The organism is Hymenobacter piscis (genome assembly GCF_018760735.1).
Taxonomy (GTDB): Bacteria; Bacteroidota; Bacteroidia; order Cytophagales; family Hymenobacteraceae; genus Hymenobacter; species Hymenobacter piscis.
The window spans coordinates 32,584-46,720 of sequence record NZ_JAHHZN010000009.1 but is presented as its reverse complement, the minus strand read 5'-3'; the positions used below and the strand labels follow the sequence as shown (position 1 = coordinate 46,720).

At 63.5% G+C, this 14,137-nt stretch carries 14 protein-coding genes; 4 read left to right on the top strand and 10 right to left on the bottom strand.

Going from position 1 to position 14,137, the window contains the following annotated elements:
• Positions 1–59: 59 nt before the first annotated feature.
• Entirely contained in the window at positions 60–1,898 is a 1,839-nt protein-coding gene (locus KLP40_RS11405) for a glycosyltransferase (protein WP_215593910.1), read from the bottom strand.
• A 161-nt stretch (positions 1,899–2,059) separates the two neighbouring features.
• Complete coding sequence (locus KLP40_RS11400; protein ID WP_246558782.1) at positions 2,060–3,880, bottom strand: alpha-amylase family glycosyl hydrolase; 1,821 nt, start codon at positions 3,878–3,880, stop codon at positions 2,060–2,062.
• Positions 3,881–4,107: 227 nt separating this feature from the next.
• Between KLP40_RS11400 and KLP40_RS11395 the strand changes: the two genes are divergently transcribed.
• Positions 4,108–4,497: a DUF6960 family protein gene (locus KLP40_RS11395; RefSeq protein WP_215593909.1), complete on the top strand. Its 390-nt coding sequence runs from the start codon at positions 4,108–4,110 to the stop codon at positions 4,495–4,497.
• Between the two features lie 236 nt (positions 4,498–4,733).
• Here KLP40_RS11395 and KLP40_RS11390 read toward each other — a convergent pair whose 3' ends face one another.
• The 4 genes from KLP40_RS11390 to KLP40_RS11375 all read right to left on the bottom strand — a co-directional run bounded on the left by KLP40_RS11390 (position 4,734) and on the right by KLP40_RS11375 (position 9,317).
• Positions 4,734–6,080, bottom strand: coding sequence for a YfcC family protein (locus tag KLP40_RS11390; RefSeq protein ID WP_215593908.1), 1,347 nt, complete (start codon positions 6,078–6,080; stop codon positions 4,734–4,736).
• Positions 6,081–6,291: 211 nt separating this feature from the next.
• Positions 6,292–6,924, bottom strand: coding sequence for a DNA-3-methyladenine glycosylase family protein (locus KLP40_RS11385; protein ID WP_317196770.1), 633 nt, complete (start codon positions 6,922–6,924; stop codon positions 6,292–6,294).
• A 21-nt stretch (positions 6,925–6,945) separates the two neighbouring features.
• Positions 6,946–8,208: a cation:proton antiporter gene (locus tag KLP40_RS11380; RefSeq protein ID WP_215593906.1), complete on the bottom strand. Its 1,263-nt coding sequence runs from the start codon at positions 8,206–8,208 to the stop codon at positions 6,946–6,948.
• 83 nt (positions 8,209–8,291) lie between these two features.
• Positions 8,292–9,317: a threonine aldolase family protein gene (locus KLP40_RS11375; protein ID WP_215593905.1), complete on the bottom strand. Its 1,026-nt coding sequence runs from the start codon at positions 9,315–9,317 to the stop codon at positions 8,292–8,294.
• A gap of 100 nt (positions 9,318–9,417) precedes the next feature.
• Between KLP40_RS11375 and KLP40_RS11370 the strand changes: the two genes are divergently transcribed.
• Positions 9,418–9,588 carry a hypothetical protein gene (locus KLP40_RS11370; RefSeq protein ID WP_215593904.1) on the top strand — a complete coding sequence of 57 codons (171 nt, stop codon included), beginning with the start codon at positions 9,418–9,420 and terminating at the stop codon, positions 9,586–9,588.
• A 312-nt stretch (positions 9,589–9,900) separates the two neighbouring features.
• Here KLP40_RS11370 and KLP40_RS11365 read toward each other — a convergent pair whose 3' ends face one another.
• Complete coding sequence (locus tag KLP40_RS11365) at positions 9,901–10,407, bottom strand: metallophosphoesterase family protein (protein WP_215593903.1); 507 nt, start codon at positions 10,405–10,407, stop codon at positions 9,901–9,903.
• 307 nt (positions 10,408–10,714) lie between these two features.
• On the opposite strand from KLP40_RS11365, the gene KLP40_RS11360 reads away from it, so the two are divergent.
• Together KLP40_RS11360 and KLP40_RS11355 are read left to right on the top strand one after the other, a co-directional pair.
• Positions 10,715–11,422, top strand: a complete 708-nt coding sequence (locus KLP40_RS11360) for an NUDIX hydrolase (RefSeq protein ID WP_215593902.1) — start codon at positions 10,715–10,717, stop codon at positions 11,420–11,422.
• 24 nt (positions 11,423–11,446) lie between these two features.
• Complete coding sequence (locus KLP40_RS11355; protein ID WP_215593901.1) at positions 11,447–11,926, top strand: hypothetical protein; 480 nt, start codon at positions 11,447–11,449, stop codon at positions 11,924–11,926.
• A gap of 97 nt (positions 11,927–12,023) precedes the next feature.
• Here the strand turns inward: KLP40_RS11355 and coaD are convergent, their stop codons facing one another.
• The 3 genes from coaD to KLP40_RS11340 form a co-directional block, all read right to left on the bottom strand.
• Positions 12,024–12,488, bottom strand: a complete 465-nt coding sequence (gene coaD, locus KLP40_RS11350; protein ID WP_215593900.1) for a pantetheine-phosphate adenylyltransferase — start codon at positions 12,486–12,488, stop codon at positions 12,024–12,026.
• 146 nt (positions 12,489–12,634) lie between these two features.
• Positions 12,635–13,522 (bottom strand): DUF3822 family protein, encoded by an 888-nt coding sequence (locus KLP40_RS11345; protein WP_215593899.1) that lies wholly within the window; start codon positions 13,520–13,522, stop codon positions 12,635–12,637.
• A gap of 90 nt (positions 13,523–13,612) precedes the next feature.
• Positions 13,613–14,122, bottom strand: a complete 510-nt coding sequence (locus KLP40_RS11340) for an NUDIX domain-containing protein (RefSeq protein WP_215593898.1) — start codon at positions 14,120–14,122, stop codon at positions 13,613–13,615.
• Between the last annotated feature and the right edge of the window lie 15 nt (positions 14,123–14,137).

Sequence of the window (14,137 nt, the reverse complement as noted above, 5' to 3'; positions counted from 1 at the left end):
GCTAACAAACAAGCCCGGCCTCTGTAGAGAAGCCGGGCCTGGTAGTGCTGCGTAAGAGGCTACTCCCGTTCCAGGGCCAGCTGGTAGGCGTGGTCGTAGTGGACGCGCAGGTTTTTCCAGTCGAACATTTCGGCCGAGCTTTCCACGTTGTTGCGCTGCATGATTCGCTCGCGGCGGTTGAGCTGCACGAATTCCCAGAGCATGTCGGTGAGCTGTTCGGCGGCTTCATCGAAGCTCTTTTCCTGGCGCTCTACCACAAAAATGCCCTTGTCCTCGTGGTGGGGCACGGTTTGCAGCACGTAATCACCAAAGCCCGAGAGGTCACTGGTAATGGCCGGTACGCCGCGGGCCACGCACTCGAGGGGGGTGTAGCCCCAGGGCTCGTAGTAGCTCGGGAAAATGCCCAGGTGGCAGCCCCGCACGAACTGCCCGTACTCCATGCCGAAGAGGGGCGAGGTGGGCGACACGAAATCGGGGTGATAGACGATTTTCACCCGGTCGTGCTCGTTGTTGACGAGGTTGGAGCGGCGCAGGAAGTTGAGGATGTCGTCGTTGGCGTCGTCTACCAGGTTATGGGTGATGACGGGCGGCAGGGCCTTGGTTTTCCAGCTTTGCAGGGTGCGGCGGTAGCGCAGCTTCCAGTAGTCATCCACCATCGTGCTCAGGTCGGGCAGGCGGTGGTCGGCGCTGGCGGCGGCGGCGTAGAACAGCCGCTCGCCCACCTGCTGCTCAATGGCGGCGCAGGTTTCGCGCACTTCCTCCAGCACGGCCCGGCTTTGCAGCACCTGAGGATTAATGCTGTGGAAGGGCCGCTTGGTGATAAAGAACATCACCACGTTGGTAGTCAGGCCGCTCTGCTGAAGGCGGTAGTTGAGGCGGGCCAGGGCTTCCAGAGTCAGGTCGAAGCCCTTGTTGTGATACTCGTAGCGCCCGCTCGTGAACAGGTAGAGCGTGTCATCGAGGTTGAAGGAGTACGACTGGAAGAAGTGCGCCATCACGAACTCGTGAATCTTGCTCTTGTACTGCTGGTGCAGGTTCTGGAACTCGTGCAGGGCCACGAACCGCTCAATGTTGAGGCCGTTGGGCAGCACCGCGTCCGGAATCCGGTCGAGCAGGTAGATGCACTCGCGCACCGTCAGCTCGCTCACCGTCGTGAATACGTGGCTGCCGTGGGCGGCGGCCCGCTCCATGGTTACGGCCGGCTCAATGTTGAAGTGGCGTGCCTCCGCCTGCCACTCCACCTGCATGAGGTGGTCGTAGAAGTTGGGGTCGTTCATGGCCAGGTAGCGGCCCAGCAGAGTGGCGTGGGTGGTGAACACCAGGTGGGCCGGCACCTGCTCGCGGCGCAGGGCCGGAATGGCCACGCCCGTCATCCACTCGTGGAAGTGGGCCACCAGGCGCTGGGGCGGCACCACCTGGGCCGCCAGAATCCGCAGGAATACCTTGGTCAGCTCCCCGAACGCCACCACTTGGTGGAGCAGGTCGTCGTTGTCGGGTACCGGAATGTGGTGGTGCTCCCAGAGGTCCGTTTTGATCTGGCTCAGGTGCGGATAGACCTGAAACGGGTTGATGAGCACCACCCGTGGGCGGCCCGTCACGAGCCAGATGCCCAGCTGCACGTCGTAGCCCTGGGCGCGCATCTCGCGTACGGCCCCCGCAAACGGATCATCCAGGCGGGCCAGCTGCGCGTCCTCGTAGGGCTCGAACTCGCTCTGGGCCTGGTGGGCGAAATAAGGCCCCAGCAGACAGTAACGGTCCTGCCAGTCCTGCACCGTGGCGGGTACTTTGCTGCGAATGACGGTGTAAATGCCCCCCACCTGGTTGCAGACTTCCCAGGCGACTTCAACAAGCAGGGCATCGGGGGCAAGCGGCGCGGACGAGGTAACGGGTACAGACATTGGAACGGAATATAGAAATGGAGCCGCCAGCTGAAAAAAGGGCCGCAGGCGGTCAGTTGCAAGCTACAAGGTTTCCGTGGAGCCGCAAACCACACCCGATTGGCCTTTGGCTGTTAGCTGAAAGAACGAAAGCCAACAGCTAACAGCCAAAGGCCAACACCCTAGGCCGGCTCCTGAGAAATAATCAGCACCGAGTAGGGGGCCAGCCCGAAGGTGCCGTGGAAGGGCTGGTCGTCGTAGATGCCTTCTTCGGCGTGGCAGTCCACGCTCTCGAAATTGCCGAACTCGTGGTCGTAGCCCTCCCAGTCGGAGTTGAAGCGCACGCGCCAGCGGCCTTTGCGGGGCAGCCCGATGCGGTAGTTCTCGTGGGCACGGTCGGCAAAGTTGCAGAGCACCACGGTCGTGTCACCGGGGCCGCCCTGGTCGCGCCGGATAAAGGCCAGCAGCTTGTCGTCGTTGTTGATGTGGTGTACGTCCACGCTCTGGCCCAGCAGGCCGCGGGTGGTGCCGTCGAAGTTGCGCCGCAGCCGGATCAGGTCCTGGTAGAGGCGCACGAGGCCGGCGTGCTCCTCGCCCCGGCTCCAGTCCAGGGGCTGGTCGTCGGAGAAGGAACCGTCGGCGAGCATGGGCTGGCCCTGAAAAATCATCGGGATACCGGGCACGGTGAACACCAGGGCCGCGCCCAGGGTGGAGCGTTTCTTGGGAAACCACGAAGCCGCCTCCCCGGGCATGATTTCCTCCGGAATGCGGGCCTTGCCGTTGGCCACCTCATCGTGGCTTTCGGTGTAGACCACCCGCTGGAAGGCGTCGTGGTTGTAGCGGGCTTCCACGGCGGCGGCCACGGCGTGCATGTTGCGGTCGGCGTCGTCGGGCGTCACCAGCGCGTCGCGCACGGGGTACACGAAGCGGGCATCCCATTGGGAGGAAAAGCCCTGGCCGCCCTGCTCCGGGTCGCGGGTGATGTACTCATCGCCCAGCAAATCCTCGGCAATCATGATTTTCCAGGGCATTTTCTCCCGCACTTCCTCGTTAATCCACTTCATCAGGTTCCAGCCGTCGGGCAGGTCGCGGCTGGCGTCGGTGGTGCCGTCCACGTTGCGGATGTGGGCAATGGCGTCGCAGCGCAAGCCATCGAGGCGGTAGTCTTCGAGCCACATCAGGGCATTGTCGCGGATGTAGCGGCGCACGGCTTCGCGGCCGAAATCGGGGCGGTTGTGGCCCCAGGGCGTTTCAGCGCGCCAGTCGTTGTAGAAGTAGATGCCGCCGCCGTCGTTTTCCTGCCAGCCGTCGAACTGCCACAAATCCAGGTCGCCGGGCCCGAAGTGGTTATACACCACGTCCAGCACCACGGCAATGCCGCGGCGGTGGGCCTGCTTCACGAATTCCTTGAAGGCCGTGGCCCCGCCGTAATCGGTTTCGATGGCGAAGGGGTGGGCCGGGTTGTAGCCCCAACTCAAAGAGCCCGGAAACTCGGTGGCGGGCATGATTTCGACGGCGTTGATGCCCAGCTCGCGCAGGTAATCAAGCTTCTCGATGGCGTCGTAAAAAGTGCCGGGACGGGCGGGGTCGGGGGCGTAAAAGGTGCCCACGTGCAGCTCGTACACCACCAGCTCGTTCCAGGCCGGCATCTCAAAATGGTCGTCGCCCCAATCAAAATTCGGGTCCTGGACCACCGAGTTACCGGCCGAGTGGGTCACTTCGCGGGCGTAGGGGTCGTTCTTGGTCAGCTCCCCGGTGGGGGTGGTGAGGTGAAACTTGTATTCGGTACCGGGACCGAGGTCGGCGAAGTCGGCGGCCCAGTAGCCGTCGGCTTCGTGGGTGAGAGGGTGGCGAGCGGCGTCCCAGTTGTTGAACGGGCCCACCAGGGCTACGGCCGTAGCCGCCGGGGCCCATACCCGAAACGTGGTGCCCTGGGCGTGCGGCAAGGCCCCCATCCCGTCCTGCAACGGAGCAACGGGTGCGGAAGTATTCGTAGTCGACATGGAATTGTACAAAAAGCAGCCGCCGGAACCCGACGGCTGAGGTTTCTTTACTGTGGGAAAGCGCGCAAGGTTTTCCTAACCCGGATAAGGGCCTGAAGGTTAGTTGGCCAGGCGTAGCCGCCGGTCGGCCGGGCGCCGAACCGGGCCCCGCCGCGTAGCTTTGCGCTGAACCCGGCCGGCCTGTCGGCAGTTATGGCCCTACGTCTTACCCTTCTAAATTCACTTCCGTGCCCCGACCCAAACCCGTCGTGTTCGGCCTCTACAGCTGGACGCCCGATTATGGCTACCGCTACATCCACCCCGCCAACCGCCGTTCCTTTGAATGGCTGGAGCCGGTGGGCAAGGTGTTCGAAAAGATTGACGAAACCGACGACTGGATCAGCCTGCGCTACGATGAGCAGCAGTTTCTGGTGAGCCCCGAGCTGTTCAAGGAGCTCTACCAGAAGCCCGCCTTCAGCTTCGGCGACCAGGTGCGCACGGCCGCGCCCCCGCTCCACCAGGGCCTGATTTCCGACGTGTACTTTCACGAAGCCACCGACACCTTCCGCTTCCAGCTAGTCGAGAAAAAACGCAAGCTGAAACAGGTGTTTGAGTTGGACGAGTTGGTGGGGGAGTGAGTGAAGGAGTGAAGTGGGGAAGGAGTGAGGTTGCTGTCATTGCGAGCGAAGCGCAGCAATCCGTTCTTCACGCAGTGCCAAACCCTGAGTAAACGCAAAGCCCCTGACGTGCGCACGTCAGGGGCTTTTGCGTAGGGTAAAGTTGAGTACTTCGTGAAGGATGGATTGCTTCGTCGTGCCTCCTCGCAATGACAATCCGGCTCACTCATTCCCCAGTTCACTCCTTCACCGCCTTACTACACGCCCACTGCAATGCCGATGACGACGGCGGCGGCGCTCAGGGCGAGCAGGATGAGGTAGAGGGGCAGCACGAACTTCCACCACTCATCGAAGCGCACCCCGCAGGCGGCTACAATGGCCATCAGGGCGCCGTTGGTGGGCGTAATCAGCTCGCAGAGGCCGGCTCCGTACTGGTAGGCCAGCACCGTGACCTGGCGGGAGAGGCCGATGAGGTCGGAGAGGGGCACCAGCAGAGGCATGGTGAGCACGGCTTGACCGCTCACGCTGGGTACGGGCAGGTGCAGGGCCGTGTGCACGCCCATCATGCCCAGGGCCGCCACCCAGGCCGGCAGGCCCGCCAGCGGGGCCGAGAGGCTGTTGACGATGGTATCTACGATCTGCCCCTGCTCCAGCACTACAAAAATGGCGCGGGCAAACCCGATGAGCAAAGCCGAAAAGGCAATGTCGCGGAAGCCGGCAATGAAGCCCTCGGCCGTGCCGGTGAGGCCCAGGCCGCCCACCAGGCCGGCCACGATGCCCAGGGTGAAAAACAGGGCCGCCATCTGCTCGAACTCCCAGCCCAGCTTGAGCACCCCGTAGGCGAAGAAGGCAAAGCCCCCGAACAGCAGGGCCAGCACGAGGCCGTGGTTGCGGCCCGGGGCCAGTGCCCCAGGGTCGGCGGAAACGGACGATTCGGGCGCTACGCGGTGCTTCTGGGCGTGGCGGACGGTGCCGCCAATCCAGAGGAGCAGGGCCAGCAGCAGGAACACCAGCCGGAAGCCGCCGCCCGACAGCAGGGGCAGCTGGGCCAGCTTCTGGGCAATGCCCACCTGAAACGGGTTGAGCGGGCTGAACGCCGCGCCCACCGCCGCCGAACCGATGCTGACGGCCGCCGCCGTGATGGTGGGGTAGCCGATGCGCCGCATCAGAATCAGCAGCACGGGCACCAGGGGCACGATTTCCTCCTGCATGTTCTCCAGCGCGCCCATGGTGGCAAACAGCACCGAGATGATGGGAATCACCACCGCCTCCCGGCCCCGGAACTTCTCCAGCAGCCAGTCCACGCCCCGGCGCAGGGCCCCGGTCAGGTCCACGACGGTAAAGGCGCCCCCGGCCAGAAACACCAGGAAAATGACGGCGGCGGCATCGATGAGGCCCTTCGGAATGTCGACCAGGGCCTGCAGGGGGCTGACGGGCGTGGCGGGCACGCGGTGGTAGGAGCCGGCCACCACCACGTCGCGGCCGGTGGCCACGTCGGGGTGGCGCTCAAATACGCCGGCCGGCAGCACATAGCTCAACAGGCAGGCCAGCAGAATAAACCCCACCAGCAAAACCAGCGGATGCGGAAAGCGAATCGTCTTCATCCCGCGAAGGTAGGCGTTCGGGGTTTTTGGTTGTCGGTTGATAGTTGTCGGTTGATAGTTGTCGGTTGTCAGAAGAACGTCATTCCGAGCGAAGCCGAGGAATCTCGCGTGCTGACATCGGAATTACTGGGGCACCACCAGCACGCGAGATGCTTCGGCTGCGCTCAGCATGACGTTCCTTTTCTCTAACAACCAACAACCAACAACCAACTCAGCCGTCCAACGACTGCCAGAGGTACTTGCTGGCCAGGGTGCGGTGGGGGCGCCAGGGCTCGGCCAGCTCCGTCATGCGGCGGAGCAGGGCGCGGCCGGTTTCCTCCAGGCCGTAGTGGCGGCGCATGGCGTTCTGGATGCCCAGGTCGCCTTCCGGGAACACATCGGGCATATCGAGGGCAAACATGCACAGCATCTGGGCCGTCCAGCGGCCGACGCCCTTAATGCGGGTCAGGTGCCGGGTCAGTTCCTCCTCGTTGAGCTGGCTGAGCTGGGCGTGGTCGAGCTGGTCCTGGAGGGCGAAATCGGCAATGGCGCGCAGATAGCCCGCTTTCTGGTAGGAGAGGCCGGCCGCGCGCAGCTCCTCATCCGAGAAGGCCCGCAGCGCCGCCGGCTCAGGATAACCCTCGGGGCCGAACAGGGCCTGGAACCGCCGCCAGATGGCCGCCGCCGCCTTGGTGGAAATCTGCTGGCTCACGATGGCGCGCAGCAGGCCCAGGTACAGGTCTTCGTGGGCGGCCGGCGCGATGGGCCGGCCGGCGGCAATCAGGCGGGCCAGCACCGGGTCGGCGGCGCGCAAATGGCGCAGGGCCGCTTCGAGGGCGGTAGCATCAGCATCAGGAGCAGACATGGGCATACTAGCTAAAAAAACCTAGTGCATCCCCGGTTCCGATTCCGTGCTGAGTCCCAGCTTTTTGACCAGGGGGCCAATGGTGAGGCCCTGCACGATGATGCTGAACACGACGATGACGTAGGTTACGCCCACAATCAGCGTCCGCGAGGGAGACTCGGGCAACGACAACGCCAGGGCCACCGAGATGCCGCCCCGCAGGCCGCCCCACACCAGCACGCGCAGGGTGGGGGCGTTGAAATCGGAGTAGCGCCGGAGCAGGCTCAGGGGCAGGGCCGTGGCTGTAAGGCGGGCCAGCAGGGTAATGACGATGAACACGCCGCCTACCAGCAGTACGCTGGTACTGATGTCGAGAATCAGCATTTCCAGCCCGATGAGCACGAACAGCACCGCGTTCAGAATCTCATCGAGCATTTCCCAGAACTTGTCCACGTACTCCCGGGTCAGATCCGACATGCCCTTCTGCCGGCCTTTGTAGCCCACAATCAGGCCCGCTACCACAATGGCCAGCGGGCCCGAGGTATGCCACTGCGCGGCCAGGGCCGTGCCCCCCATCACCAGGGCCAGGGTGATGAGCACTTCCACCTGATAGTTATCGATGGTGCGCAGGGCCCAGTACGCCGCATACCCCAGGATGCAGCCCAGGATGATGCCGCCCACGGCTTCCTGCAAAAACAGGCTGCCCACCATGGAAGCCGTGGCCTGGTCGGCCCCCGACAGGGCTATCTTGTACAGACTGGCGAACACCACTACGGCAATGCCGTCGTTGAACAGGGATTCGCCCACGATTTTGATTTCCAGGCTTTTGCTGATGCGCGCCTGCTTGAGAATGCCCAACACGGCAATGGGGTCGGTGGGCGAAATCAGGGCCCCGAACAGCAGGCAATAAATGAAGGGCATCGGCACGTGGAGCAGCGGCATCACGTAATACGCGCTGACGGCCACGATGAAGGTGGAAAGCAGGGTGCCCACCACGGCCATGGCCGCCACCGGGCCGCGCTCCTTGCCCAGGGTGCGCACGTCTACGTGCAGGGCGCCGGCGAAAAGCAGAAAGCTCAGCATCACATCCATGAGCACATCATGAAAGTTGATGCCGCGTACTAACACGCTGGCCTTCAGTACCCAGGTTACGCCCAGCCGGCCCAGGGCAATGGCCGTGAGCGAGGATACCAGGGCCAGAATCATGAGGCCGATGGTGGAGGGCAGGCGCAGGAAGCGGTGGTTGATGTAGCCGAAAATGGCGGCTACTACGAGCAGGATGGTGAGGGTATTGTATAATTCCATGCGAAGAGTGAAAAGCGGCGGATGCGGTAAATGACGCGAATCGGCGGCACAAAGCCCAGCCGGAGCCGAGCTTTGCGTACCGTTTACAGGGCCTGCAGCGCCGCCCCGATGCGCGGGAGCATGGCGTCGTCCACGTCGAGGTGGGTCACGAACCGGATTAGCTGGGGGCCGAACGAGGAGGCCCGGATGCCGTGCTGCTCCAGGTGGGCCAGAAACGGCTCGGCCGGCTGGCTCTCGTGGAGGCGGAAGATAACGAGGTTGGTTTCCACGGGCAGCACCTCGGCCACGTAGGGGCGGGCGGCCAGCATAGCACCCAGCTCCCGGGCCCGGCGGTGGTCATCGGCGAGGCGCTCTACGTGGTGCTCCAGGGCGTGAAGGCCGGCGGCGGCCAGGTAGCCAGCCTGGCGCATGCCCCCGCCCATCACTTTGCGGATGCGTTTGGTTTTCTGGATGAAGGCCCGGCTGCCCAGCAGCACCGAGCCCACCGGCGCGCCCAGGCCCTTGCTCAGGCACACCGAAACGGTATCGAACAGGCGGCCGTATTCGCGCCCGTCCTGGCCCGTGGCCACCAGCGCGTTGAACACCCGGGCTCCGTCGAGGTGCAGGGGCAGGCGGTGGCGGCGGGCTACCTCGGCCAGGGCTTCGAGCTCCGGGAAAGCGTAGCAGCTGCCGCCGCCGCGGTTGTGGGTGTTTTCGAGCGAGATGAGGCGGGTGATGGGGTAGTGCACGTTCTCGGGCCGGATGGCGGCTTCCACCTGCGCCGCCGTCAGGCGGCCCCGGTCGCCGGCCAGCAGGGCCACCGAAGCGCCCGAGTGGAAGGCAATGCCGCCCACTTCCCACAAATAAATGTGGGACGTCTGCTCGCAGATGACCTCGCTCATGGGCTCGGTGTGGGCCTTGATGGCAATCTGGTTGGTCATGGTGCCGGAGGGGCAGAACAGGCCGGCTTCGAGGCCGAACCGGGCGGCCGTTTCGTGTTCCAGGGCCCGTACGGTGGGGTCTTCCTCGTACACGTCGTCGCCGACGGAGGCGCGGAACATGGCCTCCCGCATGGCCGGGGTGGGGCGGGTAACGGTATCGGAGCGCAGGTCGATTACGGAGTTTGTCATGGGCGAAAGAAGGCAGAAAATCGGGAAAGGTTTCCCGGTGTCAAAATTAGTCGTTACTTTTGCCCCTCATTTACAGAAAGACTTTAACCGACCCGGAAAAATGAGCGTTACCCGTCTGAAGCGGAAGCACCGCAAAAACATTGCTCGCGCCAACAACAAGCAGCGCATCATCAAGCAACTCCTCCTGACCCCCGTTCTCAAGAACGTGGACCTCGACGAACTGAAGACCCGCTTCGGTAAGAGCGAAGCCAAAACCGAAGCTGCTGCTTAAGTAGCGCTTCCCCTGGCTTACCCCGTCCCGGCGTCGGTGGGTTTTTAAGTCAGCCCTCACAAAAGTGTCTTTCCCCCCCCGGGAAGGGCACTTTTTTTTGTTGCAGCGAGTCGGTGAATGGGTACTGGGTTTGTCATTGCGAGGCGTAGCCGAAGCAATCCGTGCTTCAGCGTCTGCTAACCTTTGACCTGTTCAAAGGCCTAAGGTATCCTCAGGCCAGGGGGCGTTGCACTTCTTCAGGGGGTTGCTCTTCGGGCAGGACGCATTGCTTCGGCTGCGCCCCACGATAACAAACACACTCATCCATCCCGCTCACTCGGCCGCCCCGCGGGGGCCCAGCTCCACGGCCTGCAGGTGCTGTACCCGGCCGTTTGCTACCTCGAACCGGAGCAGGGTGCGCACCTTGTGAAAACCGTGGCGGCCGGCCGCGCCAGGATTCAGGTGCAGCAGTTGCCGGGCCGGATCAGGCATTACTTTCAGAATGTGGGAGTGGCCGCTGATGAACAGGCCGGGCCGGTGCTCGGCCACCAGGGCGCGGGCGGCGGGGCTGTAGTGGCCCGGGTACCCCCCGATATGGGTCATGAGCACGCGCAGGCCCTCCACCTCGAAGTGCTGCACCAGGGGCTGGGTCAGGCGCACGTCGTGCCCGTCGATGTTGCCGTACACGCCGCGCAGGGGCGCCAGCGCCGCCAGCTCTTCCACCACGGCCGCCGTACCGAAGTCGCCGGCGTGCCAGATTTCGTCGCAGTCGCGCAGGTGGTGGCAAATGCGCGCATCCAGGTAGCCGTGGGTGTCGGAGAGCAGGCCTATTTTCTTCATACGACGAAGGTACGGGGTGAGGTGGCTTGTGGTGAAATAGTGAGATAGTGAAATGGTGAGTTGATGTTCTACTGGGCTTTGCGGCGCAGTCTGCGCAGTCAGGAACCACGAACATCAAACTCACCATTTCACTATCTCACCATTTCACCACAAGCCCCCTCACCATCTCACCATTTCACCTTCTCACAACACAACGGCCCACATCCCGTATCTTGCCCGACCCCGGGGGCTTTCGTTTTCGGGGAAATATGCTGTGCTTTACGGCAGTCCGCTTCGGTCCCCATTCTGTTCCCCAGATTACCCCGCGATGAACGTTTTCATCAACGATATTCCGCTGATTATCAAAAAAAACAGCGAAAAGATTTACAAGCATAAGTACGACCTGATTCTGAATCCGGAGGATGAGTTTATCTCCAAGGATCTGGTAGGCGACGTGCTGGTGCGCGACGTAACGGACGTGTTTGTGGACCGGCTGCTGCGCCTGATGGAGGTGAAAAAGCTGAAAAAACTGACTTCGCTCACCCTGCTGGCCCGCAAAAAGAAACGTCTGATTCTGCACCTCAAAGACCAGTTCCGCATTGTGAAAGCCGCCGGCGGCCTGGTGGAAAAGGACGGCATGGTGCTGATGATTTTCCGTCTCGGCAAGTGGGATTTGCCCAAGGGCAAGCTCAAGAAGGATGAGGACCCGGCCCTGGGCGCCCTGCGCGAAGTGGAGGAGGAGTGCAGCGTGCAGATTGAGCTGGGCGACAAGCTGCCCAGCACTTGGCACTCTTACGCCTACAACGGCAATAAAATCCTGAAAAAAACGAACTGGTACACCATGCGCTGCCTCGACGACTCGCTCATGAAGCCCCAGGCCGAAGAATACATCGAGGACGTGCGCTGGATGTCGCCCCAGGAGGCGCTGAGCGTGCTCGATGAGTCGTACGCCAGCATTGCCCTGGTCGTGCGCCACTACCTGAGCAACCTGGCCGGCCAGCAGCCGGTCGTCAGCCACGAGGAACCCACTGCCTGATCACTCACCCTTAGCCCTCTGCTTATGCCCCCGTTTCGTTACGCAGCCATTCTCTTACTAGCCGGCACGGCCGCCTGCAGCGGCTCCCAATCGGCCTCCGAGCGCAGCAGCCCCACGGCGGGCAGCGTGGAAGCCGCCCGCACGGCTGCCGTGGATCTGCCGGCGCTGATGGGCCGCAACATCGACCAGGTGCGCCGCAAGCTGGGGCCGCCCAAGGAGGGCCGCGACCAGTCCATCGGCCTGGAGCCTACCGCCGAGCAGATGCAGGCCACCAAGGGCCAGGACTGGATCAACACCTTCGACCAGAGCGGACTCACCATCGTGACCACCTTCAACGCCCGCACCCGCAAAGTGCGCGACATGGTGGTAGTGGGCAACGACGAGGACGAAATTCTGCGCCGCGCTAACCTGAGCCTCACGGCCCCCAACTACATGGTGCTGCCCGTGGCCGACCCCAGCAACAGCCGCGCCATCATTGGCATGCGCGTGGTGGACCGCAAGTAGCCCGTCCATTTCCCCGAACCACCCCCAAAAAAGCCCGGCGGCCCGGCTGAGTATCACTCAGGCCGGCCGCCGGGCTTTTTTGGGGGTGGTTCGATACCTACAAGGTTGGCTCGGGCAGGGGAAAGGGCACGAAGTCGTCCACGTTGCCCCCGAAGCGGTGAATTTCGCGGATGATGGTGCTGCTGATGGCCGCCAGGGTGGGGGAGGTGATGAGAAACACGGTTTCCAGGGCCGGGTAGATATGGCGGTTGGCCTGGGCAATGGTGTTCTCGTACTCGAAATCGGTGGTATTGCGCAGGCCGCGCAGCAGAAACCGGGCCCCGGTTTCGCGGGCGAAATCAGCCGTCAGGCCCTTGTAGGAGCGCACCGATACGCGGGGCTCGTCCCGGAATACGCCTTCGATGAAGGCTATCATCTGCTCCACGGGCAGGTAGCGCTGCTTGCTGCTGTTGTTGCCGATGGCAATGATGACCTCATCAAACAGCGCTGTGCCGCGCCGCACCACATCGAGGTGGCCGTTGGTGAAAGGGTCGAAGGAGCCAGGAAACAGCGCGATTCGCATAAGGTGAGGTGGTGAGATGGTGAGTTGATATGCAGAAAGCCCTAACGGCGAGAGTGGCGCAAAGTGAATGAAAAGGCCAACGGCGAATACCACGCTCCGGAGCCTCCCGAACAGCAACTCACTATTTCACTGGTCCACCATCGCGCTTATTCGCAGAGGTGGAGGGCGAAGAGCTCGAAGTAGCGGTACTCGAACAGGTCGTTGAGGCGGTAGCTGTAGTTGAGGTCGAAGGGGCGGTTGCCGAAGCGCAGGTTGCGGATGTACTTGCGCAGGATGGTAAACAGCTCCGAGTCGTGCATCAGGTCGCCCCACACCATCACCAGATCCTGATCGGGGTTGAGCTGGAGTTCCTGCATCACCAGGATGGTGTAGTAAATCAGGTCCTCGGGGGTACTGTAAGGGAATACGTTGCAGAACTGCGGTTGCTTGCCCTGCATCACCAGCACGGTCAGCTGCTGGGGGGCGATGCTCAGGTACACCCGCGCCGGGCCGCTCGGCTCACTTTGCTGGGCCACGCCCTGGAGCAGGGCACTGGTGCGGTGCACGAGGCGGCCGGTCGGATAGGTCTGGGCAAACCAGTGGGTCAGGGGCTTGTCGGCGGCAAACAGGCTCACAATGTCCAGGCCCGTGTGGGTGTAGGCGTGTACCGATTCGTGCTGCATATCCAGGGCGTGGTGCAGGCGCAGGTAGGCCGTTTCGTCGCCGGCGCGGAACAGGGGGGCGGGCAGCAGCGTGAAGGCCCGGTTGTGCACCGCCAGGCGCACCCGGTTCCAGCCGGCGCGGCCCAGCAAATCGTGCTCGGCGGCCAGGGCCTGCACCTGCTGGGCTACCGACGCGCCGGCTTCCGGCAGCGCGTACTCCTCGAGAGCCAGAAATTTGTTACGCCGCACGTCGGCCACCCCCAGGCGCAGCCCCTCAGGCCCGGCCGTGAGGTAGAGGTTGTAGGCCGCCAGCTGCTCCGGGTCCAGGGTTTCATCGCGCAGGCGGTGCAGAGCGGCCGGGGCCAGAGCAGCAGCGGGAACGGTGGACGACATAAGCAGCAGCAGAAGAAGGTCGACGAAAAAAAACGTGGCCGATCGGGCGCCTGGGCGTCGTTTCGGCCACTAAAGGTACAAAAGCAGGACTTACCGGAACCGGATCTGGGGAATGAAAACGTCGTCGGTACTGATCAGGTCCCGCAGGACCGGGTGCACCTGCTGGGGCAGCAGGCGGCCCAGCTGCCGGGGCGTTACGAACTCCAGGTGGGTGAGCACCTGCGCATCGGGGGCGTGCTCGGGGTCGTGGCCCAGGCGGGGCGGGGCGTCCTGCTCCGGGGCAATTACCTCGAAGAAAAGCTCCAGGGCCTGCAGGCCCGGGCCGTGGTACTCGTGCAGGTGCAGAAACCGCCCTACGGTAACGGCCAGCCCGGTTTCCTCGGCAAACTCCCGTTGCAGGCACTGCTGCAGCGTTTCACCAAACTGCCAGCCCCCGCCCGGCGGCGACCAGAACGGCTGGCCCTCGGGCAGCAGGCCCCGGTGGGCCGTCAGCAGCAGGGCGCCTGCGCGCTCCAGCAGGCCGCACACCCGCACCCGGGCCACGCCCGCGTACGCCTGCAACAGGCCATCGGGCGGAGAAATGTTGGACGACGACGACATAGGCGGGGGGAACAG